At 57.2% G+C, this 25,308-nt stretch carries 24 protein-coding genes; 18 read left to right on the top strand and 6 right to left on the bottom strand.

Translation table 11 applies throughout. The annotated features are described in order from the left end of the window. Position 1: 1 nt before the first annotated feature. Complete coding sequence (gene mltF / locus BGP77_RS00390) at positions 2–1,438, bottom strand: membrane-bound lytic murein transglycosylase MltF (protein ID WP_108162755.1); 1,437 nt, start codon at positions 1,436–1,438, stop codon at positions 2–4. A gap of 103 nt (positions 1,439–1,541) precedes the next feature. Here mltF and purL point away from each other — a divergent pair, with 103 nt between their 5' ends. Beyond that, a complete protein-coding gene (gene purL / locus BGP77_RS00385) occupies positions 1,542–5,453 on the top strand; it encodes a phosphoribosylformylglycinamidine synthase (protein ID WP_108162754.1) in 3,912 nt (1,303 codons plus the stop codon). Between the two features lie 3 nt (positions 5,454–5,456). After that, entirely contained in the window at positions 5,457–5,810 is a 354-nt protein-coding gene (locus BGP77_RS00380) for a hypothetical protein (RefSeq protein ID WP_108162753.1), read from the top strand. Between the two features lie 4 nt (positions 5,811–5,814). Here BGP77_RS00380 and BGP77_RS00375 read toward each other — a convergent pair whose 3' ends face one another. After that, positions 5,815–6,594, bottom strand: coding sequence for an alpha/beta fold hydrolase (locus tag BGP77_RS00375; RefSeq protein WP_108162752.1), 780 nt, complete (start codon positions 6,592–6,594; stop codon positions 5,815–5,817). A 40-nt stretch (positions 6,595–6,634) separates the two neighbouring features. Between BGP77_RS00375 and BGP77_RS00370 the strand changes: the two genes are divergently transcribed. Beyond that, positions 6,635–6,889, top strand: a complete 255-nt coding sequence (locus BGP77_RS00370; RefSeq protein ID WP_108162751.1) for a YkgJ family cysteine cluster protein — start codon at positions 6,635–6,637, stop codon at positions 6,887–6,889. Here BGP77_RS00370 and BGP77_RS00365 read toward each other — a convergent pair. Further along, positions 6,886–7,722: an HDOD domain-containing protein gene (locus BGP77_RS00365; RefSeq protein ID WP_108162750.1), complete on the bottom strand. Its 837-nt coding sequence runs from the start codon at positions 7,720–7,722 to the stop codon at positions 6,886–6,888. The genes BGP77_RS00370 and BGP77_RS00365 overlap by 4 nt on opposite strands. 78 nt (positions 7,723–7,800) lie before the next feature. Then, positions 7,801–8,712 carry a folate-binding protein YgfZ gene (locus BGP77_RS00360; RefSeq protein WP_108162749.1) on the bottom strand — a complete coding sequence of 304 codons (912 nt, stop codon included), beginning with the start codon at positions 8,710–8,712 and terminating at the stop codon, positions 7,801–7,803. Positions 8,713–8,805: 93 nt separating this feature from the next. Here BGP77_RS00360 and BGP77_RS18155 point away from each other — a divergent pair, with 93 nt between their 5' ends. Beyond that, complete coding sequence (locus BGP77_RS18155) at positions 8,806–9,072, top strand: succinate dehydrogenase assembly factor 2 (RefSeq protein ID WP_255414333.1); 267 nt, start codon at positions 8,806–8,808, stop codon at positions 9,070–9,072. Between the two features lie 7 nt (positions 9,073–9,079). Further along, positions 9,080–9,490 carry a protein YgfX gene (locus BGP77_RS00350; protein ID WP_108162747.1) on the top strand — a complete coding sequence of 137 codons (411 nt, stop codon included), beginning with the start codon at positions 9,080–9,082 and terminating at the stop codon, positions 9,488–9,490. On the opposite strand, the gene nadB is transcribed toward BGP77_RS00350, so the two are convergent. Next, positions 9,478–11,097 (bottom strand): L-aspartate oxidase, encoded by a 1,620-nt coding sequence (nadB, locus tag BGP77_RS00345; protein WP_108162746.1) that lies wholly within the window; start codon positions 11,095–11,097, stop codon positions 9,478–9,480. The two genes, BGP77_RS00350 and nadB, sit on opposite strands and share 13 nt — an antisense overlap. A 130-nt stretch (positions 11,098–11,227) precedes the next feature. Between nadB and rpoE the strand changes: the two genes are divergently transcribed. From rpoE to acpS, 12 genes are all read left to right on the top strand, one after another. Beyond that, positions 11,228–11,839 (top strand): RNA polymerase sigma factor RpoE, encoded by a 612-nt coding sequence (gene rpoE, locus BGP77_RS00340; RefSeq protein WP_108162745.1) that lies wholly within the window; start codon positions 11,228–11,230, stop codon positions 11,837–11,839. A 2-nt stretch (positions 11,840–11,841) separates the two neighbouring features. Further along, positions 11,842–12,330 carry a sigma-E factor negative regulatory protein gene (locus tag BGP77_RS00335; protein WP_108162744.1) on the top strand — a complete coding sequence of 163 codons (489 nt, stop codon included), beginning with the start codon at positions 11,842–11,844 and terminating at the stop codon, positions 12,328–12,330. Further along, positions 12,327–13,262 carry a MucB/RseB C-terminal domain-containing protein gene (locus tag BGP77_RS00330; RefSeq protein WP_108162743.1) on the top strand — a complete coding sequence of 312 codons (936 nt, stop codon included), beginning with the start codon at positions 12,327–12,329 and terminating at the stop codon, positions 13,260–13,262. Before BGP77_RS00335 ends, BGP77_RS00330 begins: the two co-directional genes overlap by 4 nt. 28 nt (positions 13,263–13,290) lie before the next feature. Next, positions 13,291–13,776: a SoxR reducing system RseC family protein gene (locus BGP77_RS00325; protein WP_158269225.1), complete on the top strand. Its 486-nt coding sequence runs from the start codon at positions 13,291–13,293 to the stop codon at positions 13,774–13,776. A 95-nt stretch (positions 13,777–13,871) separates the two neighbouring features. Beyond that, on the top strand, positions 13,872–15,248 hold the full coding sequence (locus tag BGP77_RS00320; RefSeq protein WP_233252259.1) for a DegQ family serine endoprotease: 1,377 nt from the start codon (positions 13,872–13,874) through the stop codon (positions 15,246–15,248). 109 nt (positions 15,249–15,357) lie between these two features. After that, positions 15,358–17,160: a translation elongation factor 4 gene (lepA, locus tag BGP77_RS00315; RefSeq protein WP_108162741.1), complete on the top strand. Its 1,803-nt coding sequence runs from the start codon at positions 15,358–15,360 to the stop codon at positions 17,158–17,160. Positions 17,161–17,174: 14 nt separating this feature from the next. Further along, positions 17,175–18,284, top strand: a complete 1,110-nt coding sequence (gene lepB, locus BGP77_RS00310; RefSeq protein WP_370446817.1) for a signal peptidase I — start codon at positions 17,175–17,177, stop codon at positions 18,282–18,284. A 56-nt stretch (positions 18,285–18,340) separates the two neighbouring features. Then, on the top strand, positions 18,341–18,709 hold the full coding sequence (locus tag BGP77_RS00305; RefSeq protein WP_108162740.1) for a DUF4845 domain-containing protein: 369 nt from the start codon (positions 18,341–18,343) through the stop codon (positions 18,707–18,709). Positions 18,710–18,712: 3 nt separating this feature from the next. Then, positions 18,713–19,396 carry a ribonuclease III gene (gene rnc / locus BGP77_RS00300; protein ID WP_108162739.1) on the top strand — a complete coding sequence of 228 codons (684 nt, stop codon included), beginning with the start codon at positions 18,713–18,715 and terminating at the stop codon, positions 19,394–19,396. Beyond that, on the top strand, positions 19,393–20,301 hold the full coding sequence (gene era / locus BGP77_RS00295) for a GTPase Era (protein WP_108162738.1): 909 nt from the start codon (positions 19,393–19,395) through the stop codon (positions 20,299–20,301). Before rnc ends, era begins: the two co-directional genes overlap by 4 nt. Then, positions 20,298–21,002: a DNA repair protein RecO gene (locus BGP77_RS00290; protein ID WP_108162737.1), complete on the top strand. Its 705-nt coding sequence runs from the start codon at positions 20,298–20,300 to the stop codon at positions 21,000–21,002. The genes era and BGP77_RS00290 overlap by 4 nt, the downstream gene beginning before the upstream one ends. After that, positions 20,999–21,382 (top strand): holo-ACP synthase, encoded by a 384-nt coding sequence (acpS, locus tag BGP77_RS00285; protein ID WP_233252258.1) that lies wholly within the window; start codon positions 20,999–21,001, stop codon positions 21,380–21,382. The genes BGP77_RS00290 and acpS overlap by 4 nt, the downstream gene beginning before the upstream one ends. On the opposite strand, the gene BGP77_RS00280 is transcribed toward acpS, so the two are convergent. After that, entirely contained in the window at positions 21,379–24,213 is a 2,835-nt protein-coding gene (locus tag BGP77_RS00280) for a response regulator (protein WP_108162735.1), read from the bottom strand. The genes acpS and BGP77_RS00280 overlap by 4 nt on opposite strands. A 181-nt stretch (positions 24,214–24,394) precedes the next feature. Between BGP77_RS00280 and cysM the strand changes: the two genes are divergently transcribed. Next, positions 24,395–25,288: a cysteine synthase CysM gene (gene cysM / locus BGP77_RS00275; protein ID WP_108162734.1), complete on the top strand. Its 894-nt coding sequence runs from the start codon at positions 24,395–24,397 to the stop codon at positions 25,286–25,288. The last annotated feature ends 20 nt before the right edge of the window (positions 25,289–25,308 follow it).

Genomic DNA, 25,308 nt, shown 5'->3' with positions numbered 1-25,308 from the left:
TCTAAAAGACCGGCTCGACGGGCAGCCCGGGCATCGGCAAGGTGTTCAGTGGCTGCCCACCACTGTGCTCGGTTGCCTGAGGATAGGCGCGGCGCATCAGGTTGTAATAACGCCGGATGTTGGCGACATAGACCACCGGCTCGTGTCCGCGCGCATAACCGTGTTCGGTCCAGGGATACCAGGCCTTTAGCGCCAGTTTTGGCAGATGCTGACGAACGTCGATCCAGGAATCGGGGTCGCCATCCTGGGTTTCGGTAATGCGCCGAGCATCTTCAAGGTGACCAGGCCCTACGTTGTAGGCCGCCAGGGCCATCCACGTCCGATCCGGTTCGGAAATACGCTCTGGTAACCGCGATTTGATCAGGGCTAAAAAGCGACTGCCGGCTTCAATACTCTGGTCCGGGTCCAGTCGGTTGCTGATGCCCATGTCTCTGGCTGTTTGCAAGGTCACCATCATGATGCCGCGAACCCCAGTGGGCGAGACGGCGTTCGGCCGCCAGTGACTTTCTTGATACCCCACCGATGCCAGTAAGCGCCAATCCAGGCCGGTCGCATCCGCCTGGGCGCGGAAGCTTTGCTCGAAGTTTGGCAAGCGCGTTCGCATGTGGCGCTCGAAAGTGACGTTACCGACGTAGTCGAAGTCGGCGGTGTGGCCTAGATGTCGATCTTGTAGGCGATTCAGCCGACCGTTTTCACTCAACGCCGTAATGGCATTGTTGACTCGATCAATCAGCGAATGGTCGGTTTGATCACGAAACAATGGACTGATCGGCCGGGGTTGATCATTCAGTGGGCTGAACCACTGGTTAGGAAAGAAAGGGCGTTGCACCAGGAAATCGCGCCGATCCATGACCGCCATCTCCAGTTCGCCTAGCTCAATGCGAGTCATCAGTTCCGCGGCCGATTCACTGCCTTGCGGCGCCAACTCGGCGTTGTTGGATTCGCTCAGCTGCGCCAGTACCCAGTCGTGGGCAAAGGGATCGAGGAGGGCAACTCGGTTGGTGGTCGGTCGTTCATCGCGCCGCCCCATGGCACGCACCAGGCCGACACGCGAATTCAGATAGGGCGTGCCGGCAATGAATTGATGAGCGTCGGTCAGGGTTGTGCCGGGCAGTGCGAGATCGACGGCACCACTGGCGAGAGCGCGGTAAAGATCGGCGGTATCGGTTACCGAAAACAGCTGGACGTTGACGTTCAGATCATCGGCCAGTTGTTCCAGCAGGTCGTGTTCCAGGCCCACATATCGCTGATCCTCAGGCCAATAGATGCCTTCGCTTTCTCGAACAGCGACCACCAGCGAGCCACGCGCTTGAACGCGTTCCCAGTGATTACGCCATTGCAGTCCGTGCAACAGAAGCCACACAACCAATAGAACCGGCAGGGCGATCAGGGCCAGGCGCAGGCTGTTGCGGACAGGATTTGACCAGAAAAAGACCATAGAAACATCATCGGCCAGAGGTGGTACGACGCTGCCATTCTAGCTGCTTTTCCGCTACTATACGCGCCGTTTTTCTCCCCCCTTACGAACAGGCCGTCCTGTCATGCTGACACTACGTGGAACCCCAGCCCTTTCGTCATTTCGCCGCCAGCGTTTGCTGGAACGCTTTCGCACCGCTTTGGCGCCCGCGTTGGCGGATAAAATCACCGATCTTTATGCCGAGTACCGACATTTCGCTGACCTGTCGCAGCCGTTAGATGTGCAGCAACACAGCGTATTAGAAGCCTTGCTGCACTATGGTCCAAGCAGCGAGCAGCAGGATGTGGACGGCCCGGCGCTGTGGGTAATACCGCGTTTGGGAACGCTGTCGCCCTGGTCCACCAAAGCGACCGATATTGCCCATAACGCCGGCCTGCATTCGGTAAAACGACTGGAGCGCGGTATTGAGTACCGTCTGGTCACTCAGTCGGAATTGAGTGACGAGGAACGCCTTGCCGTGGGGGCGGTGTTGCATGACCGCATGACCGAAAGTTTGCTGCTGGACGAACCGGAAGCCCAGATGCTGTTTGGCATCCAGGCGCCCGCCGCCCTGGGTCGTGTTGCTGTGCAAAGCGGTGGACGTGACGCTTTGGTTAACGCGAATCAGGCACTGGGGCTGGCGCTCGCTGACGATGAAATCGATTATCTCGTGGATGCCTACCTCGGCCTGGAGCGTGACCCGACCGACGTTGAACTGATGATGTTCGCCCAGGCCAACTCCGAGCACTGCCGCCACAAAATTTTCAACGCCACCTGGACCATTGATGGTGAAGAACAGCCATGGTCGCTGTTCAAGATGATTAAGAACACCTACGAGCACAACAGCCACGGCGTGCTGTCGGCTTATAAAGACAACGCGTCAGTTGTGGAAGGGTTTAAAGCCGGGCGTTTTTACCCCGATGCCGACCATCATTACCGCTACCACGAAGAAAACATCCACATCCTCTTTAAAGTGGAAACCCACAACCACCCGACTGCCATTGCTCCCTTTGCCGGTGCGGCGACGGGCGCCGGTGGTGAAATTCGCGATGAAGGCGCTACCGGAACCGGGGGTAAACCTAAGGCGGGTTTGGCCGGTTTCAGCGTCTCCGATCTGAACATTCCTGGCTTTGTCCAGCCCTGGGAAAGCCAGTACGGTAAGCCCGGTCGGATTGTGTCGGCGCTCGACATCATGATCGATGGTCCGTTGGGCGCGGCGGCCTTTAACAACGAATTTGGTCGTCCCAACCTGCTCGGTTATTTCCGGACGCTGGAAATCACAGCACCGGGCGTCGCGGGCACCGAAGTTCGTGGTTATCACAAGCCGATAATGATCGCTGGCGGTTACGGCAATATTCGCGAAGATCATGTCGACAAAGCTTGGGACGCCATTCCTGAGGGCGCGCAACTGATCGTGCTCGGTGGGCCCGCCATGCAGATTGGTCTGGGCGGCGGTGCCGCGTCCTCCGTCGATTCGGCCGAAGGTAACGAAGATCTGGACTTTGCCTCTGTACAGCGCGGCAATCCGGAAATGGAGCGCCGCTGTCAGGAGGTGATCGACCGTTGCTGGCAGCTGGGTGCCGATAACCCCATCGCCTTTATTCACGATGTCGGCGCCGGTGGCTTGTCGAATGCCTTTCCGGAACTGGTGAATGACGGTGGCCGAGGTGGTCGTTTCGAGCTGCGTGACATACCCAATGACGAACCCGGTATGTCGCCGTTGGCGATCTGGTGTAACGAAAGTCAGGAACGCTATGTATTGGCGGTAACGCCAGAAAAACTCGATCAATTTGAAGCCTTGTGCGCGCGCGAGCGCTGCCCGTTTGCGGTCATCGGTGAAGCCACGGCCGATCGTCGCCTGATGGTCACCGATCGCCACTTTGGTGAAACGCCGATTGAAATGCCGCTGAACATTCTGCTGGGCAAGCCACCGCGTATGGAGCGTTCATTTGAACGCGCGGACTTCGAACGCGACAGTTTCAACAGCAAAGGCCTCGACCTTAATGACGCCGCCGAGCGCGTGCTGCGGTTACCGTCGGTGGCCAGTAAGAGCTTCCTGATCACCATCGGTGACCGCTCCATTACCGGTCAGGTGGCGCGCGATCAGATGGTCGGCCCGTGGCAGATTCCAGTCGCTAACGCCGCTGTGACCACCAGCAGTTACGACAGCTATACCGGTGAAGCCATGTCGATGGGTGAACGCACACCCGTGGCCTTGCTGGATGCCCCGGCTTCCGGTCGTCTGGCGGTTGCCGAAGTGCTCACCAACCTGGCTTCCGTCGCCATTGGTGACATGAGCCAGGTGCGTTTGTCCGCTAACTGGATGGCGGCTGCCGGACATCCGGGTGAAGACCAGGCGTTGTACGACACCGTCAAAGCCGTTGGTCTCGAACTGTGTCCGGCGTTGGATTTGACCATTCCGGTCGGCAAAGACTCCATGTCGATGCGCACCACCTGGGAAGAAAACGGTCGTACTAAGGCGGTAACCGCGCCCTTGAGTCTGATTGTCTCGGGCATGGCGCCGGTGACCGATGTGCGTCGCACCGTCACACCGCAATTGCGCACCGATCAGAGCGACACCGATTTGATTTTGATCGACCTCGGCCGTGGTCAGAATCGTTTGGGCGGTTCAGCGCTGGCGCAGGTGTATCGCAAGGTTGGGGATGTGCCCGTCGATCTGGACGATCCAGAAGATTTGAAAGCCTTTTGGGCCGTGATGCAGGGGCTGATCAGCGACGGTTTGTTGCTGGCCTATCACGACCGCTCCGACGGTGGTTTGTTCACGACGTTGGCGGAAATGGCCTTTGCCGGGCGCACCGGGATCGATATTGATCTGGGCCGGGTCAGCGATGGCGACCACGCTGCCGCTTTATTCAGTGAAGAGCTGGGCGCGGTGATTCAGGTTCGCCGTGAACAGACCGAGACCGTTCTGCAACAACTGACGGCCGCCGGACTGGGTGAATGCAGCACCGTTATTGGTCACTGCAACGATGACGATTTTGTGCGCTTTGTGGTCGAAGACGACGAAGTGCTGGTCAAAGCCCGTACCGACTTGCTGCGCTTGTGGAATGAAACCAGCTATCGCATCCAGGCGCTGCGCGACAACGCCGACTGCGCGCAACAGGAATATGACCGCTGGCTCGATGCCAATGACCCGGGTCTGCATGTTGATCTCAGCTTCGATCCGTCCGATGACATTGCCGCTCCCTTGATTGGTGGCGCCCGGCCGCCGGTGGCGATACTGCGCGAGCAGGGTGTTAACGGTCAGGTGGAAATGGCGGCGGCCTTTGAGCGCGCCGGTTTTGATGCTGTCGATGTGCACATGAGCGATCTGTTGGCCGGGCGCACCCAGCTTAGCGATTTCCGCGGACTGGTCGCCTGTGGCGGCTTCTCTTACGGTGATGTGCTGGGCGCTGGTGAAGGTTGGGCCAAGACGATTCGTTTTAACGCCGGGGTGCGTGACGCCTTCCAGGCTTTTTTCGAAAATCCGAACACCTTCAGTCTGGGGGTGTGTAACGGCTGTCAGATGATGTCCAACCTGCACGATCTGATTCCCGGCACCGAGCACTGGCCCCATTTTGTGCGCAATGCTTCTGAACAGTTCGAAGCGCGTTCGGTCATGGTGGAAATTCCGGAATCACCGTCGCTGTTCCTGTCAGGTATGGCCGGTTCGCGCCTGCCGATCGCGGTCGCACACGGTGAAGGTTTGGCGGAATTCCGTGATGAGGCGCATCGCCAACAGGCCGCCGAGAGTGGCTTGGTGGCTTTGCGATATGTCGATAACCACGGCAGTGCAACGCAACGCTATCCGTTCAACCCCAATGGCTCGCCCGACGGCATGACTGGCTTCACCAGCGCCGATGGCCGCGCCACCGTGATGATGCCGCACCCGGAACGCGTATTCCGGGCGGTGACCAACTCCTGGAAACCGGATGACTGGCGTGAAGACGGTGGTTGGCTGCGCATGTTCCGCAACGCCCGGCACTGGCTGGGGTAGGGCATGATTGGCGAGCTGCTGCTGGTCTTTGTTGTGACAGCGCTGGTGCTCGGCGGCGTTGCCTTAGCGTTGGTCTTTGGCAGCGCGCCGGTTTACCGGCCGACGGCGGAGTCAATCCAGACGCTGATGACGTCCTTGCTTGATGGTGAGGCTGATGCCCAGCAGTGGCAGTTCTTTCTCGATATGCCGATTCGTCACGACCCAGAACTGGAAAACCTGCGTCTGGAATGTGCACAGATGCAAGAGCAGTACGGGCGCCGGCCGCGAAATGGCAAGGCGCGCCTGGATGAAGCCGGGCAAATCCGTTTGCGCCATAAGTTGCATCAGTTAGAGCAGCGTGGGTCGCGAACTTTTTAGGCGTTCAGTCAGTGGACGCCGTTTCTAGAAAGCCTTCCAGAATGCGCATAAAAGCGCGGGGTTTTTCTGCGTGTGGCCAATGGCCGGCGCCTTCGATGAGCTTGGCTTTGGCGTTGGGAAAGCGTTCTTCGATGGCGGGTTGGTCGTCCTGGCCAATGTAATGGCTGTCCATGCCTTTAATGAAGAGCGTCGGACCGTTGTATGGCTGCTGAAAATCCGGTGCTTTGGCGATACCGTTATAACCGGTTTTAAGCCGCTCCAGATTAAAACGCCAGGCCAGTTGTTTGTCGTCGTTTCGGTACAGGCTTTTGAGCAGGAATTGGCGGATGCCGAGGTCGCGTACACCGTTTTCCATCAAGGCTTTTTCCACGCTGCGTCGATCGCTGTGCTGGTTCAGCTCAACAGCATCCAGGGCAGCGAAAATATCCTGGTGATGCGGTGGGTAATCGCGCGGAGCGATGTCGACAATCACCAGTTTTTGCAGCCAGTCGGTATCGCCTGACAACGCCAGTTGCATGGCGGTTTTACCGCCCATGGAGTGACCCAGCAGCAGGCTTTTGTCGATGTCGTTCGCGCTCATCCATTCGCGTACGGCGGCGGCGAACGAGGGGTAATCAAGCTCGTCGGTCCAGGGCGATTGGCCGTGATTGGGCAGGTCAAGGCAGTGTACGCGGTAGTGTTCAGACAACGCCTTGGCCACACTGCGCCAATTATCGCCGCTGCCAAACAGGCCGTGCAGAATGATCAGATTGGGGCCTTTACCCAGGCTATGGCTGTACAGCATAGTGCGCTCTCATTTTCCTGTGTTTTGTTGAGGCAAAGTTTTGGAATGCCGTTCTGGCTGCGGTGCCTGTTGCATCGCACCATCCATCAATACGCCCTATTACGGTATGCCTGATGGCAAACCGGCGGGCGTGCGCTGCACGCACTTATTGCCGGATTATCGCTGTGGCATTTTTGGCCAACCGGAGCGACCGGCGGCCTGTGCCGCCTTTCAGGCTGAGCCCGATTTTTGTGGTCGTGACCGCGTTGAGGCGCTGCGCATTTTGACGCAATTGGAAGCCGATTCCTCGCCTTAAGCAAAGATGGCTCTGGCGCTGGCCGCCAGCTGATACAACTGACTGATGATCTCATCGTCACGATCGGCGGGAATATCCAGTCGGTTAAAGGCGGCAATGGTGTGCCAGTCTTTGTTGCTCCAGCCACTGTTACCATCGTTGTGCGCCATCAGGTTAGCCACCATCACCAGGTCGACCAGGTCGCTCTGTGCCGGTTGGCGATCAAACTGACGGTATTCAATGGGAATACCGCAGAAGCTGGAAGGGAAGTCCCAGCTTTGCAGAATGATTTGTCCCAGGCTGCCATGCAGTTGATCGATAACGTGGGTCAAGGTGGCATCGTCGGCAATCAACTCAGGGTGTGATTCGGTATAGCTGAGAATGGGCAGCGCACCGAGACGGTGAATCAACCCGGCCAGTAGGGCTTCGTCGGCGCTGGCAGCACCGGTGTGACGCGCCAGCACCGAGGCCAGGGCGGAGACATCGCCCGTTAAACGCCACAATTGGCGCAGACGCTGGTCAATCTGAGGGTTGCTGGCGCGGAACATCTGTTCCATAGCCAGGCCGATGGCCAGGTTGCAGCTGTAATTCATGCCCAATCGACTGATCGCCATCGCCAGATCGCGAACTTCCTGAGGCGCACGCAACAACGGACTGTTAACGACCCGAATGATCCGCGCACTCAAGGCGCTGTCCTGACTGATGATATCCACCAGGTCTTTGATGGTGGCGTCGGGGTTTTCTGCTGTGCTGCGAATTTGCAGCGCCACTTCGGGCAAACTGGGTAGGAACAGTTGGTCGCTGTTTAAAGCGTCCAAGATGTCTTGATTGACGGTATCGACCAGGCTGCTCATCGCTTATGCGCCCATCCTGCAAACACAACGGACGGATGAGTTTAACAGTTTCGGTCGAACACTGAACATCGATCAGTCTCACACCACCGATAACGCGCATTGACGATCTTCATCAACGAACATCGGTGGCGGCGTTTCAATGTTACGAATCACCGCCAGACCTTCACCGCCGGCATCCGTGCAGACCCAATTGACCCATTCTCCAGCCGGACCTTTTTCGCCGAGCACATCGGTACTGCTGGGCGTAACGTCACCTTGCCAACGCAGATGAATCAGACCGCGTTTGCTCTGACCTTTGTAGTGCAACCTTGCGACCACTTCCTGACCGGTGTAACAGCCTTTGCGAAACGAGATGCCACTGACGTCTTCCAGCCCCAGCATCTGCGGCACAAACTGCCCGCTTTGATCGGCCTGCACCCAGGGCTGGGCGGCGGCGATGTCCAGTTGCTGCCAGGTGGTGGCTGGCTCGATGTGCTGTTGTTCGATGCGTTCCAGCCAGTCTTCGTAGCTATCAGCACGGGCATCCAGCCACAGTTGGGCGCGCCCATCGGGCAGTGCAAACGCAAAATGCCCCTGGCGCAGCCAGACACCGTTATCGGCGGCCAGGCCGAACCAGTTGTTCAGCAGCTCGTCGGTACCTTCACCGGCGATGCCCAAACCGTGATAATTGAGGCGGTCATCGATGAGCTGTGAGCCTCGGAAGAACGGAATGTATTTGCCCAGATGTTGCTGCAAGGCCGCTGCTGTTGTGCTGTGCAGCACCAGTTTGATGTGGGTCGGCTCGGGTTCGACCAGCACATTCCAGACGTTGCTGACCGCCCGGCCTTTGGGCGTGCAGAAAGCGCCGGGTAGGGCGCCCGTCTTGTTTAACAGGCGGTAGTCCTGAGTGCCCTGGCCTTGCAGAAAGTTCAGGGCGTCGCTGCCCTGCAGGCCAATCAGGCTCAGGTGCTCCAACGGGTAGAAATGAGGCTCTTGTGTCGGCGTGCGCATCGGTGTCGGCTCGTTTGGCTTGCTGTTACAATGGCGCGGCCCGCAATCGGGCCTGGGTCATTCATTCTTTGGGCTGAGCTTGGACTTTTAAACGTGGAACCAACAGAAAAAGCTGCATTGGAACATCGTCGTCTTTGGTGGCACAGCCGCCGGGGCATGTTGGAACTGGATGTGTTGCTGGTGCCTTACACCGAAACCGTCTACCCAACGCTCAGTGCCGATCAGCAACGCATTTACCAGCGCCTGATCACCTGCGAAGACCAGGATTTGTTCAATTGGTTTTTGGAGAAATCCAAGCCTGACGATCCTGAACTTGCCGCCATGGTCCGTCAGATTCTGGATCGTGTTCAGCCCGATTGAGTGTCGCTTGCGGCCATCCCGCCTGGCTTGGCTGGTGGTTTGGGTGCCGGCACCGACGGCCGCCTTTCTGGCTATGCTGGCTCACCGTCCGATCGGGTTGAGCCTGGCCATTGCCGCAGCGGTGCAGTGGGCGTTGTGGCACATTCGCCCGCAGAACCCGCCGGCTCAGCAACTGCGCTGGCAGGGTGATCGCCTGACGCTGTTTGATGCGCAACTCCACGGCGATGAATATCTCTGGAACGGCCGTGGTCGGCGGTCAGCCTGTTATCTGCGTTTGCATCTGAAGCAAGAAAACCAGGGTTTAAACCGTGTGTTAATGATTTGGCGCGACAGCGTTGATGACCCCAGTTGGCGAGCCTTGAACGCTTATTTTCGCATTCACACCAAGGCCGTTCAGGCGCAGCGTCAGCTCGACTGAGCGCGATCGGTGCGCGGAGACAAGACGGTCATTTCCGCTCGCTCACCAGTCTGCGGATAGCTGCGGGTAAAATGCAGGCCACGGCTTTCTTTGCGCGATAGCGCCGATTCGATGATCAATTCCGCCACCACGATCAGGTTACGCAATTCCAGCAAATCGCTGTTTACGCGGAAGCTGGCGTAGTAATCGTGAATTTCCTGCTTGAGTAAATGCACACGACGGCGGGCTCGCTCCAGGCGTTTGTCCGATCGGACGATACCCACGTAGTCCCACATAAAGCGCCGAACTTCATCCCAGTTGTGGCTGATAACGACCTTCTCATCGGAATCGGATACGCGCGATTCATCCCACAGCGGCAGCTGATCGGCGTCGAATTGCGGCAACGTCTGTGCGATGAGGTCATCGGCCGCAGCACGCGCGTAGACAATGCACTCAAGCAGTGAATTCGACGCCAGTCGGTTGGCGCCATGCAGACCGGTGTAGGCGCACTCACCGGCGGCGTAGAGGCCGCTAAGATCGGTGCGCGCCGACAAATCAGTACGAATGCCGCCGCAGGTGTAGTGCGCAGCGGGCACCACCGGGATGGGTTCGCGCGTCATATCGTAGCCGTAGCTCAGGCAGCGTTCATAGATGGTGGGGAAGTGCTGGCGAATAAAGTCGGCCGGTTTGTGGCTGATGTCGAGCAGCAGATGATCGGCACCCAGGCGTTTCATTTCATGGTCAATGGCACGGGCGACAACATCGCGCGGTGCCAGTTCGGCGCGTTCATCAAAACGATGCATAAAGCGTTCGCCATTGGGCAGTTTCAGCAGACCGCCTTCGCCGCGCACGGCTTCGGAAATCAAAAACGACTTGGCGCGTGGGTGATAGAGGCAGGTGGGATGAAATTGATTGAATTCCATGTTCACCACCCGGCAGCCGGCCCGCCATGCCATTGCAATGCCATCGCCGGTGGCACCGTCTGGATTGGACGTAAACAGATAGACTTTGCTGGCGCCGCCTGACGCCAGGACAGTGGCCCCAGCGCCAACGGTGATGACCTGATCGTTGCGGGTATCGAGCACATAAGCGCCGAGGCAGCGATCGTCCTGTTCGTCCGGTCCGAATACCTTACGATGGGTAATCAGATCAACCGCGACGTGATGTTCCAGCACGTGCACATTGGCGCGCTGGCGCACCTGACGGATCAGGGTTTCGGAAATGGCACGGCCAGTGGCATCGGCAGCGTGGATAATGCGCCGGTGGCTGTGGCCGCCTTCGCGGGTCAGGTGGTAATCGACCTCTGAGCCATCCTGATGGGTAAAGGGGACACCCTGATCGATCAGCCATTGAATGGCGCTGGCAGAGCGTTCAATGGTATGGCGCACCGCCTTGGGTTCGCACAAACCGCCGCCCGCATTGAGCGTATCGGCAACGTGGTCCTCTACTGAGTCGACCTTATCCAGTACCGCCGCTACGCCCCCTTGTGCCCAAGCCGTGGAGCCAGTACCCAGTTCGCCTTTGCAGATCAGGTAAATATTGAGGTGGCGAGGCAGGCTGAGTGCCAGCGTCAGACCGGCGGCACCAGTACCGATCACCAGAACATCAGCGGACAGACGGGAAGCCATGCAACCACTCCGGCAATAATGGGCGGACCGGGAGTATACCCAAGCCGGGCCGCTTTCCGATAATCTGGTCTCGGTTTGAACTTTTTTGTCGCCACCCCGTCCATAGGGAAAGCGTTTCAGGAGTAGCGCCATGGCCGAGCGCCAGGACGCCGATCAAATACTGGTCGACAAGGCCCGCAAGGGCGACAAGCGAGCCTTCGATTTGTTGGTGTTGAAATACCAGCATCGGGTCGCGACGGTGATTACGCGCTACCTGCGTGACCAGGATGCGGTGGCCGACATTGTTCAGGAAGCCTTTATCAAGGCTTATCGGGCGTTGCCTAATTTTCGAGGGGATAGCGCCTTTTATTCCTGGCTGTATCGGATCGCGATCAACTGCGCCAACAGCCATCTGGATGTCAGTCGGCGCCGACCCAGCCAGGATGGTCTGGATATCGATGTTTTGGTGTCGGCTGACGAACTGGCCGATCTGGCGACACCGGAGCGGTTGCTGGTCCGGGAACAGATGGAGCAACGCTTGCAATCGACCTTGAATGGACTGCCAGAGGATTTACGGGTCGCTGTGACGCTGCGTGAATTCGAAGGTCTTAGTTACGAGGACATCGCACGTATCATGGATACGCCCGTTGGTACTGTGCGCTCGAGAATTTTCCGCGCCCGCGAGGCGATCGAAGTGGCGTTGGATGTGCCGGTGGGTGTTACTAAGGGCCGGGCGCGCCCGACCGATTCTGCGCGAGGTTAACGATGAAACAGGATCGCATAAACGAAAGTTTTTCGGCTTTTCTGGACGGAGAAGCCAGTGAAATGGATATCCAGCGGCTGTTGAAAGCCATGGAGTCCGATCCGCAACGCCTGCAGGACTGGCATCAGCTGTCGCGCGTGCAGGGCGCTTTGCGGGGCGATGTATTGGTCGATGTGGCGGTGCAACCCGAAGCGGAGACGGAGCTGGAACAGCCGGCGCGCCAGCGACGCTGGCCGGTGCGTCTGGGCCAGGCTGGGTTGGCCGCCGCTGTTGCCTGTGTGGTGATCGTCGGCGCTCAATGGTCGGTACCGTCACCGTCGACAGCACCCGTCACTCAGGTTGCACAGAATGACGATGTGGCTGCCGCTCAGGCACGTTTTGAAGCACAGCAGCGTCTTAATGCCTATTTGCGTGAACACGCGGAGGCTGCCTCCTACAGCAGTGGTCATGCGGTGGCACCCTATCCGGTGGATTGGATGGAAGCAGAATGAGAACGGTCATAATCATCCTGGGACTGATGCTGGCCTGGCCGGTTCAGGCCATGGAGTGGCAATGGTTAAGTCAGATGCGAGATGCCATTCAGAACGCCAGTTATCAGGGTGAGTATTTGCATCGGCGCGGTGATCAGACCAGTGCTTATGCCATCGCTCACGCGGTTCGCGATGGCGAGCCGGTTGAGCGACTGCAGCAGCTCGACGGCGAGATGATTGAAGTCATCCGGCGCGGTAACCGGTTGGTGTGTTATTACCCGGCGGGTGCCGAAGATCAGCTGGCCCGACCGATACCGGCTGCGCCTTTTTCACAGGTCGGCCCGATGGCGCTGGATCGTCTGGCGCAAAGTTATCAGGCCGAAGCGATGGGGGAAGCGCGCGTTGCCGGCCGCAATGCCCGGGTGGTTACACTTACCGCCGATCCCTGGCGATATAAACATCGGCTTTGGCTCGATCGTGAGACCGGTTTGTTGTTGCAGTCGGAAATTCTCAGCAGCGATGACGAAATTCTGGAGCAGTTTCGTTACACCCGGCTCAGTGTCGGTGGTCCGGTTCCGGATTCGGCCTTGCAACCCACCTTGAGTGGGGCCAATGGGCGCCAGCAAGCGCTGGTGCAGCCGCCGATGCCTGCCCCGGATACGGACGCCTTCGTGACCGAACTGAGTTGGATGCCACCGATGTTCAAACTGACCATGGCGGCACGCGATGCATCCGCGGATGGCTGGTTGGAAAAGCGCGTGTACAGCGATGGACTGGCAACATTTTCTGTCTTTATTGAGCCGGTCATGGCCGCCGAACCTGACAGCCTGGTGCGCATGGGCGCCACCACGGCGCTGATGAGCGAAACCGACGGTCTGACGGTGACCGTCATTGGTGAAATTCCCCGAGCTACCGCTGAGCGATTGCGCGACTCTGTCAGCCGCCTACAATAGGCGGCGGTTTTTCATTCAGGTCAGTCTCTTGGTCGAAGAAAACGGCACAGTGATTCACAGCGATGCCGATCGTCTGATCGTGGCGGTGGTGCAAAGCAGCGCCTGTCAAAGTTGCCGCGCCCGCCAGGGTTGTGGCCAGGCGGTGCTCAGTGGTCTGGGTGACGCTGAAACCCAATTGGCCAAAAATCATTTTGAGTTAACGCCCCACACCGATATCCAGGCCGGTGATCAGGTGCGCCTGGGCATTGCTGAAGACAGCCTCAGTCTGGCCGCGGCCTGGATGTATCTTTGGCCGTTGTTGGCCGCCTTCATTGGGTTGTTCGGTGGTGCCTCACTCAGTGTCAGCGAAGGCTGGCAACTGATGTTCGCCGTCCTTGGTGGCAGCGCCGCGGTCGCCGTGACACGAATGCGCTTTAAACGTCCGCAACAGCGCTGGGAGCCGCAAATCCTCGCCGTTCATTCCAATGTAAAGGCCCAGTCTTCATCACTCTCTGCGCCGGTCGTCGAGCCGTAAAAGAGACGTAAACCCGGCTGTGACGGCGTTTGCATTTTTGTCGCCTAGCCTAATATGCGAAGCCTCGTTAGAGGACACAACAGGAGTAGGGTTTTATGTTCAAGCGAACCTCCATGTGCGCGGCAGCTGTTTTAATGGCTGTGTTCGCCGTCCAGTCAGTGGCAGAAGGTCTGCCTGACTTTACCGAACTGGTCGAGCGTAATTCTCCCTCGGTCGTAAAGATCACTACCACGACCGAAGTGACGCAGACTCGTTCATCTGGCCAACAACAGGAAGTGCCGGAAATCTTTCGTTATTTCTTTGGCGATCAATTGCCCGATAACTTCAACTACCAGCCCAATCCACGACCGCGCCAGGGTTTGGGTTCCGGATTTATCCTCTCGGAAGACGGTTACATTCTGACCAACAATCATGTGGTCGATCACACCGATGAAGTGACGGTCACGCTCACCGATGGTACCGAATACGAAGCCGAACTGATTGGCACCGACCCACAGTCGGACGTCGCTCTGCTGAAAATCGACGGCAGCGATCTGCACGCCGTGAAAATCGGCAGCAGTGAACAACTGAAAGTGGGTGAGTGGGTGCTGGCCATCGGCTCGCCATTCAATTTCGACTACTCCGTGACCGCCGGTATTGTCAGCGCTAAAGGCCGCGCGCTGGGCGGAGCCGATCGGTATGTGCCCTTTATTCAAACCGACGTGGCCATTAACCCGGGTAACTCGGGGGGGCCTCTGTTTAACCTCGATGGCGAAGTGGTTGGTATTAACTCGCAAATCTATACTCGCTCAGGCGGTTTTATGGGCGTGTCCTTTGCCATCCCGATCGATATCGCCATGGACATTGCCGATCAGCTGAAGGAAACCGGCACCGTTGAACGCGGTTGGCTGGGTGTGGAAATGTACCCGCCGTTTAACGAAAACCCAGAGCTGGCCCAGTCCATGGGGCTGGATCGCGCCGAAGGTGCACTCGTAGCCCGAGTCTTTGACGGCAGCCCGGCAGCGGACGGTGGCATTCAGACCGACGACATCATTCTGTCGTTCAACGACCAGCCGGTACGTCGTTATTCCGATCTGCCGCCCTTGGTTGGCCAAGTCCGTCCGGGAACCACGGTGGAAGTTGAGGTATTGCGCGGTGGCGATCGCCGTACACTGGATGTCACCATCGGTGTGCTTAACGAGCAGGAGCTGGCGGCCGGTAACCCACAGCAACCCACCTCAGACAATCCGCTGAACATCATTGTTGCCGATGTGGAGGGCAGTGATGGCGTGCGTGTTGAGCGGGTTCTGGCGGGTCCAGCATTGGAAGCCGGGCTGCGCGATGGCGATATCATCACCATGCTCGGTGGCGAATTTATCAACGATAAAGAAGAGTTCGACCGCCTGGTGACCCAATTGCCAGATAACGGCGCCGTAGCGGTACGCGTGCTGCGTGGCAACAACATCGTCTATCTGGCCATTCCGACCGATTGAGCCTTATTGGCCGAGCCCCGACCGCCCGAATGGTCGGGGCTTACATGGTCTTCCGGGGTCAGTTGTTGTAAACTCGCTGCCCCATTTTTCAAGCTGAGTATAGGCTTCTGTGAGCAGCGATCTCTCCCACATTCGCAACTTCTCCATCATTGCCCATATCGACCACGGTAAATCCACCCTCGCGGACCGGTTCATCCAGGTTTGTGGTGGACTGAGTGACCGTGAAATGGCCGAGCAGGTGCTCGATTCAATGGAGTTGGAGCGCGAACGCGGCATTACCATCAAGGCGCAAAGCGTAACGCTCGACTACACCGCGCGTGATGGTCGGACCTATCAGCTCAATTTTATCGACACCCCCGGACACGTCGACTTCGCTTACGAAGTGTCGCGCTCGCTCTATGCCTGTGAAGGCGCCTTGCTGGTGGTCGATGCGGCTCAGGGGGTTGAAGCCCAATCCGTGGCGAACTGTTACACCGCCATCGAGCAGGGCCTGGAAGTGGTCCCGGTGCTCAACAAGATGGATTTGCCTCAAGCCGAACCTGAGCGTGTGGCTCAGGAAATTGAGGAAATCATAGGCATCGATGCGATGGACGCGGTTCAGGCATCGGCCAAAGCCAATATCGGTATCGAAGACATTCTCGAACAGTTGATCGAACGGGTGCCGGCGCCGGAAGGCAATCTGGATGGTCATCTGCAGGCGCTGATCATTGATTCCTGGTTCGATAACTATCTGGGCGTTGTCTCACTGGTTCGCGTTCGTCATGGCACGCTGAAGCGTGGTGACAAAATCTGGATGAAGAGTACAGGTCGCACCCATGTGGTCGACAAGCTGGGTATTTTTACACCCAAAATGCGCGATCTGGATGTGCTGCGTGCCGGCGAAGTTGGTTTTATCTGCGCCTCGATCAAAGACATCAAGGGCGCGCCGGTCGGCGATACGATCACTCATTCCAGCACACCGGACGTAGAACCGGTACCGGGTTTCCAAAAGAGCAAACCGCAGGTGTACTCCGGACTGTTTCCGGTGTCTGCCGACGACTATGAAGATTTCCGCACCGCCCTGGAAAAACTCAGCCTGAACGATGCGTCCCTGTTCTATGAACCGGAAAGCTCGGATGCCTTAGGTTTTGGCTTCCGCTGTGGCTTCCTGGGCATGCTGCACATGGAGATTATCCAGGAGCGGCTTGAGCGCGAATACGATCTCGATCTGATCACCACGGCACCGACGGTGGTGTACGAAATTCTCAAGACCGATGGCGAAGTCATCTCAGTGGCTAACCCGTCGCAATTGCCAGCGGTCAACAACATTGAAGAATTCCGTGAACCGATTGTGCGCGCCAACATTCTGGTGCCGCAGGAACACGTCGGTAACGTCATCACCTTGTGTGAAGAACGCCGCGGCATGCAGAAAGACATGCAGTATATGGGCGGTCAAGTCTCAGTGGTGTATGACTTGCCGATGGCAGAAATCGTCATGGATTTCTTCGATCGTCTGAAGTCGGTCAGCCGTGGTTTCGCCTCCCTGGATTTCGCCTTTGATCGTTTTGAAGCGGCCAACCTGACTCGTATGGACGTTCTGGTCAACGGCGACCGCGTCGACGCGCTGGCCGTGATCATGCACCGTGAACACGTTCAGCGTCGTGGCCGCACGCTCTGTGAAAAAATGAAAGAACTGATTCCTCGCCAGATGTACGACGTGGCCATTCAAGCCGCTGTCGGTAATCAGGTCGTGGCTCGCAGTACCGTAAAAGCGTTGCGCAAAAACGTCACCGCCAAGTGTTATGGTGGTGACGTCAGCCGTAAGAAGAAACTGCTGCAACGCCAGAAGGAAGGTAAGAAACGTATGAAGCAGGTGGGATCGGTCACGATTCCCCAGGACGCGTTTCTTGCTGTACTTAAAGTCGATAGCTAAGGAAGTCGAAGCGGATGAATGTCATCGTCATATTTTGGGCCTGCCTGGCATTGACCCTGGGTTTGGCTGTGTTGACGCTGGTGCGTCACCGAGCCCGCCTCAAAGCGGTGGTTGAGCGCACTGACTGGACCGAAGACGAACTCAAAGTCTTGTTCGAGCCAGGCAAGGACGAAAAAGCGCTGGGCTATTTGTTGCTGCTGTTGTTGTTATGGCTGGTTGTACAAACCATACAGGCGAGCTTTGATTTTGCGCTGGTATTGACCGCCTCTGTTGCCACCACCGGTGCGGTTTGGCTGGCCGATATGTACTGGTTAAGACCACTGCGCCGTCGCGTGTTGGAAAATGCCGCGGCCAGCATTGATGGCTTTGATCCGAAGCATCCGCCGATGGTCGCCGAGCCGGGAGTGATCGATAACAGCCGTGCGTTTTTGCCGGTGCTGTTAGCGGTATTCCTGTTGCGCAGCTTTATGTTTGAGCCCTTCCGAATTCCTTCCGGCTCGATGAAACCGACGTTGGAAATTGGCGATTTTATTCTGGTCAATCGCTTCACCTACGGCCTGCGTATGCCGATCAGTAATGACATTGTCATTCCGGTTAACGATCCCGAGCGCGGCGATATCGTGGTGTTTAATCCGCCACACAAACCCAGCATCAGCTACATTAAACGGGTGATAGGGGTGCCGGGTGACCGCATTCAATACGATTACGGTCGTCGTATCCTGACCTTGAACGGTGAGCCGGTAGAGCTGACGTTTGATCGTCGGGTGACCGATGATGAAGGTCGCTATATTCGCTATACCGAACAACTGGATGGCAAAAATCACGCGGTCTATTTGAATCAGGCAGGGCCGAGCCGCCAGCCTTATGAATGGTTGCCGTCTGAGGGCGTCGTGGTTCCCGAAGGTCACTATTTTGTGATGGGGGATAACCGTGATTCCAGCCTCGACGCGCGCTATTGGGAAGGGCTGCGCCGTGGTATGCAGGGCGACTTCAGCAACAGCGGCGACAACGCCTGGGGGTTCGTTGATGAAGACGAGATTCTGGGTCAGGCGGTGGGTATCTGGATGCATTGGCGATCCTTCTTCGATGGCCCCAGTTTCTCGCGTTTTGGCGGCATTGAATAATCGCCGTTAGTGCCGAGCGGGTGGTAAAAGATTCACGGCGGTAGGAGTCGATAGCCATGTTAATGTCCCGTCGCAAACAGTCTGGAATGAGTTTGTTCAGTCTGGTGCTGGTTGCCTTGTTAATGGCGCTGGCAGCGCTCTGGCTGGTGAAATTGACGGGTCCATACTGGCAGCAATTTAAACTGGATTCCCATCTGAGCCAGGTGGCCGACGAGTTGCGCGGTCGAAATCCGACAGAAGCGGTTATAGAGCGACGCTTAGACCGGTTTCTGAATCAGGAAAACATCGACCTAGATCCCGCCGCCATTATTCAGTTGAATCAGAACGATGCGTCAGTGCAACTGGTGCTCGACTACGAAAAACGCATCGACATCTTTGGCAACATTGATGTCATTCTCAGCTTTCACGAAGAATACGGACTCTGAACGGTGTCACTTGCACTCGACCGTCTGAGCCAGCGGCTCGGTTATCGCTTCAACGATGAAGCACTGCTGACGCAGGCGCTGACACATCGCAGTTTTTCCCGCCAGAACAATGAGCGGTTGGAATTTCTTGGCGATGCCATTTTAAATTGCACCATCGCGCAACAGTTGTTTGAACAATTCCCGCGCGCGAAAGAAGGTCAGTTGTCGCGCTTGCGCGCGCACCTGGTCAAAGGGGAGACCCTTGCTGAACTGGGTCGTGAATTCGACCTGGGTGACTGCTTGCGACTGGGCAGTGGCGAATTGAAAAGCGGTGGTTTCCGCCGCGATTCCATCTTGGCCGATGCTGTCGAGGCCATCATTGGTGCCATCAGTCTGGACAGTTCGCTGGCCGACGCTCAGACGACCATTCAGCGCTGGTACGAAAACCGGTTGTCGGATCTGAACCTCACCGACAACATCAAAGATTCCAAAACCCGGCTGCAGGAATTCTTGCAGTCGCGCAAAGCGCCGCTGCCGGTCTATCGTGTGACGGATGTCAGCGGTGAAGCACACGATCAAACTTTTACGGTCGACTGCGAAGTCGAAGGGCTGGAGCAACCCACCGTTGGCGAAGGCAATAGCCGCCGTATCGCTGAACAGGAAGCGGCTCGTGCTGCGCTCCAAGCCCTGGGAGAAACGATTAAGTGAATAAAGATCAGGCTCAGACACGCTGCGGTTACGTGGCCATCGTCGGCCGTCCAAACGTCGGCAAATCGACGTTGATGAACCACATTCTCGGCCAGAAGGTGTCGATCACCTCGCGCAAGCCGCAAACCACTCGGCACCAGGTGTTGGGTATTCATACCGAAGGCGATACTCAGTTGGTTTTCGTTGATACACCCGGTATGCACCGTCAGGAAGAGCGCGCCATTAATCGCCATATGAATCGCGCGGCGGACTCTGCGTTAGCCGATGTGGATGCAGTGGTGTTGGTGGTCGATCGCACCGTCTGGACCGACGAAGATCAGTGGGTGCTCGATAAGCTGAAACGCGTTAAAGCGCCGGTGATTCTGGTCATTAATAAAGTCGATCAGCTCGACGATAAAAATGCCTTGCTGCCGCATATTCAGACGCTGAGCCAGAGTTTTGAATTTGATGAAGTGGTGCCGCTGTCGGCATTACGCGGTCAGAACCTCGATGCGTTGACGCAAACACTGGCTGAACGTTTGCCGGTCAGTGAGTTTTTCTACCCCGAAGATCAGATCACCGATCGCAGCGAACGTTTTATGGCGGCGGAACTGATCCGTGAAAAATTGATGCGTCAGCTCGGTGCGGAATTGCCCTATTCAATGGCGGTGGAAATTGAACAGTTCAAACACGACGGTTCGATTTTGCACATTCACGGATTGATTCTCGTCGAACGTCCGGGCCAGAAAAAAATTGTTATCGGGGATAAAGGCGCGCGCATTAAAAAAGTCGGTCACGACGCTCGTCTGGATATGGAACAACTGTTCGATGCCAAGGTGATGCTCAATCTTTGGGTCAAGGTGAAAGGCGGCTGGGCCGATGATGATCGCGCCTTGAAGAGCCTGGGCTATCTTGAGGATCGATGAAACCGCATCGGGCGCCGGATCAACCGGCCTTCGTGTTACATGCGCGTCCTTACCGCGAGCAGCATTGGCTGCTTGACCTCCTCACGCCGGATCAGGGGCGGCTCAGAGCGGTTGCGCGTGATCCACGCCCGGAAACCTTCCGCCGTTTGCGCATCCGCCTCAGTGGCAACACCGAACTGAAGCGTCTAGATGACTGGCAATATGTCGAGCCCTTTCGCCTGGGGCAAGGGAACGCTTTGTTGCAGGCGCTGTATCTGAACGAGCTCTGTGTGCGTCTGGTGCCGCCGTTTCAGGCGGGTGAGACGTTCTTTGGTGTCTATACCAGTTCGTTGCTGTCGTTGGCCGACCCGGCGCGACAAACGCCGACGCTGCGTTTTTTTGAGCGTCGCTTGCTGGAGTGGGTTGGGGCCGGTATTGATTATCGGCAGACACTCGACAGCGGCGACTGGATTGTTGCCGACCACGAATATCGCTTTGATCCGGCCTTTGGTTTTTGCGCGCGAGGCCTTCAGCGCTCCATTCCCGGACAGGCCATTCTTGCGATGGCAGAAAACGACTGGCTGAATCCAATGGCTCAAAGCTGGGGCGAGGCGGTGCATCGCGCTCGGCTTGATCATGTGTTGGAAGGCCGTAGTTTAGTCAGCCGTCAGTGGTTGAGTTCGGCGCAATCGGACACCGGCCAGGTTAAGAGGCAATCATGATTCGGGGAATCGGTACGGACATTGTCGATATCGAGCGCATCCAGGCGGTACTGGAACGTCAAGGTGAGCGCTTTGTACGTCGTATACTGACGGCCGCTGAACAGGCTGAATATCAGCGTCGTGGCGAGCCGGTTAAGTTTCTGGCGAATCGTTTTGCCGGCAAGGAGGCGGTTGCCAAAGCGCTGGGTACCGGTATTGCCGATGGCGTCACCTTTCAGCACATTGAAATTTTGCCGGGTAAACGCGGCGCGCCGGAAGTGCAGTTAACCGGTCGGGCTGCGCAGTTGGCGCAGGGTGATCAGGTGCTGTTGAGCTTGACCGATGAACGCCGCTCCGTGGTGGCGTTCGCTTTATTCCAAACCTTGGTGGGTGGATCTTAACCGGTTCGCTGTTTAGGCGGCTGTGAGGACGCAAGGGCGTCAAAAGCGCCAGACCAGTCGGTTTGTTCGGCCCAGTTTTGTAACTCGGTCAAAGCATTCAGCAATAACCTCATTGCTTCATCCAGGCTGTCGTACTGACCTTGTTTCAACAACACTTCGGTGTGGCGGGCGGTTTGCTGAACGCGCGGTACACCGCAATAGTGGGTAGCACCATGCAAGCGATGGACTTCTTCCAGTAAGGCCTTATGGTCGTTCTGTTCGTGCAATTGTTGCAGGCGTTGGCGATCGCTTTCCAGATTACTGATCAACATGGCGAACATGTCTTTGGCCAGGTCCAGCTTGCCGCTGGCTCGTTCCAGGCCTAACGGCAGGTCAATGATGGTGGCACCTTGTAAAGCCGCATGATCGATTTCCTGAGGTGCATCTTCGTCGGGCAAACGCACCGTGGTGCCGTCTTCGCCAGCCAGCTCTGTCAGTCCGGTCCACTTAAACAGTGTTCGCTGCAATTGATCTTCGTCGATCGGTTTGGTCAGATAGTCATCCATGCCGCTGTCGAGCATGGCCTGGCGTTCTTCCGCTAAGGCGTGGGCGGTTAGGGCGATGATTGGAATATGGCGCATGGGCGCTTCTTGTTGACGAATCCGCCGCGTCGCTTCCAGGCCGTCAATGCCGGGCATTTGAATGTCCATAAAGACCAGGTCGTATTCGGTGTCGCGCAGCACTTCCAGCGCTTCTTCTCCGCTGCTAACGCCTTCAACTTGAACGCCCAGGCTGTTCAGCAGGGTGACAATCAGTTTGAGATTGGCGGCATTGTCATCCACGGCCAGTACGCGTGCCGAGGCATGTTGGCGGGGTTTATTGGCGGTGTCTTCGTTGCTGTCAAACTGGTCAGGATGCAGAACCTGGCGCAGTGCCTGGTAAAGCTGGGTATCGCGAATGGGTTTCGACAAATAGTGGTTCGCGCCTTGTTCAATCAGTTGATGACGAATGTCGCGATCCTGATGGCTGCCCAGCACCAGAGTTGGGCATTGCCAGCGGCGTTCCAGATCGAGAATTTGCCGGTACAGCTGATCGTCAACGGTTTTACCGCTGACATCGATCAGCGCCAGATCTGGGCGTTGACTATCGGATTGTTCCAGCCGGGCCATCAACTCATCCAGCGTTGCCATATCAAAACAATTCATGCCCCATTTTTCAGCGTCGTGGCGCAAGGCGAGGCGAGACATCTCACGGTCTTCGACAATGGCCAGGGTGTAACCGGTTAAGGCGTCTTGGCGCGGCGGTTGCTGGCTGTCTGGTACAACCTGAGCCTTGATGCTGAACCAGAAAGTAGAGCCTTCACCTTTGCTGCTTTCCAGGCCAATGTCGCCGCCCATCTGTTCGACCAGGCGTTTAGATATCACCAGGCCCAGTCCGGTGCCGCCGAATTCGCGGGCGGTGGATGAGTCCGCTTGGGCAAATGCCTGGAACAGCGCTTTTTGCTCAGATCGCGACAGGCCGATGCCGGTGTCCGTTACGCTAATGCGTACCGTCAGTTTGTCGCCCTGCGCCTGCTCGACCATGGTGCGTACCACGATGCTGCCAGTCGGCGTGAATTTAATGGCGTTACTGACCAGGTTGGTCAGCACCTGCTTGAGCCGCAGTGGGTCGGTAACGACCTGTTCGGGGACATCGGCGTAAAACAGTGAGACCACTTCCAGCTGCTTGGCCTGGGAGGCGGGTGCCAGCATCACCAGGACGTCTTCAATGGTTTCGTGCAGGTTGGTGGAACGGTTGTCCAGCATTAACTTGCCCGCTTCGATCTTACAGAAGTCGAGTACGTCGTTGATGATGGTCAGCAGCCCCTGGGATGACGACAGAATGGTGGACACATAGTCGTCTTGTTTTTGCGTCAGGTTGGACTTGGTCAGCAAGCGGGCAAAACCGATGATGCCATTGAGCGGTGTGCGGATTTCATGACTCATATTGGCCAGGAATTCGGTTTTCACCTGGTTGGCTTGCTGGGCTTCACGGCGCGCCATGTCCAGTTCGATGTTCTGGATTTCGATGGTTTCTAACGTCTCACGCAGATCCTGAGTGGCCTGGTCGACGTTGGATTGCATTTCCTCGTAGGCTTCTTTCAGTGTGCTGGCCATGGCGTTGATGCCGCCTTCCAGTTCACGCAGCTCACCGCTGGCATTTTCTTTGATGCGAGCATCCAGGTTGCCTTCGCGAATGGCGTCGACCGTGTCGATCATATTGTGCACCGGCCGACTGATCTCACGGCTCAGCCAGAATGCCAGGCCGGATACCACGAGCAGCCCACCAAACAGAATAATGCTGTTAATCAGAATGGTCCGGTAATGGGCCACGCGGGTGTTGGCGTAATCAAATTCGACTTCCAGCCAGCCCAGCGGTGCTGACGTCGCCACCCGCAATTGCAAGTCTGACATTTGCTGAACGGGCACCAGATACCGTTTGGTTTCGGACGAATCGAACGTCGACAGCCGATCGGTCTCTAAAATGGGGTAGGGATAGGCGGGGCCGACCATGGATGGGCCCGAGTGCAGCGTCTCACTGCCAAAACGGTCGAACAGTCTGACAGAGCGGGCGTCTCGTTCATCCAGCGCCCGACGCAACAACGCCAGGATCAGTTCGTGATTGTCGTTGGCCACAGGCATCACCAGGCCATCGGCGAGACGTTGCACCGCCGTTTCTGTCCGTTGATGGAAGGCCTGGCGTTGTTGTTTTAGGTCGCCTTGGGTAAACCAGGAAGTAAAGGCAATGCCCAGCACCACCGCAGGCGCCAGAGCAATAAAGAGGATGCGGTTCTGTAAACCGGAAGCGCGCATGGCAAAGATCCAGAATAACGTAAAGAGACTGTAATCCCCGGCGCACGGGGGGTCAATCAGGCCGCTAACCCCTCATTCATGGGGGTGCGAAAGCCAGCTGAGCGTCGTCGACAAGGTCGGCCTTAGGTTTGGCACTGAATAGGCAGTATTATAGGCGCACCAAAAACGTCAGGAGGCCAGCATGCCGTCTTACCCGACGATTGAAGATTATGTCGGAAACACCCCATTGGTCCGGTTGCAGCGCATGGGCGCCAACGGCTCCAATATCATTCTGCTAAAGCTTGAAGGCAACAACCCGGCAGGGTCGGTTAAAGATCGACCGGCCATGAGCATGATCCAGCGTGCAGAAGCCCGGGGCGACATTCAGACAGGCGATACCTTGATTGAGGCGACCAGCGGCAATACCGGTATCGCTCTGGCAATGGCGGCGGCCATTAAGGGTTACCGAATGGTGTTGATCATGCCGGAAAACCTCAGTGAAGAGCGCCGCGCCAGCATGCGTGCCTACGGCGCCCAGATCATCAGCGTGACTCAGGAACAGGGAATGGAGTATGCCCGGGACCTGGCACTGCAAATGCAAAGCGAAGGCCGGGGTCTGGTGCTGGATCAGTTCTCGAACGCCGATAATCCGCGCGCGCACTATGAATCGACAGGCCCTGAAATCTGGCGGGACACCCACGGAGAGGTGACCCATTTTGTCTCATCCATGGGCACCACAGGCACCATCATGGGTGTGTCGCGTTATCTGAAAGAGCAGAATCCGGCGGTTCAGATTGTGGGGCTGCAACCCAGTGAAGGGTCGCAGATTCCTGGCATCCGGCGTTGGCCGGAGGCCTATTTGCCGAAGATTTTTGACGCCAGCCGGGTGGATCGGATCATCGATATTGATCAGCAAGACGCCGAAGACACAATGCGGCGTCTGGCTGCCGAGGAAGGCATCTTTGCCGGTGTTTCCTCCGGCGGCTCGGTGGCCGGCGCGTTGCGTCTGGCCGATGAGGTTGAAAATGCCGTTATCGTCGCTATTGTCTGCGACCGGGGAGATCGCTATCTCTCCACCGGCGTATTTTCAGGATAAGCAGCTGCGGCCCGGGTTGA

Origin of the sequence: Saccharospirillum sp. MSK14-1 (genome assembly GCF_003054965.1) — a bacterium.
Taxonomy (GTDB): domain Bacteria; phylum Pseudomonadota; class Gammaproteobacteria; order Pseudomonadales; family Natronospirillaceae; genus Saccharospirillum.
The sequence above is the reverse complement of the archived record's forward strand: the minus strand, read 5'-3'. Positions and strand labels throughout refer to the sequence as shown.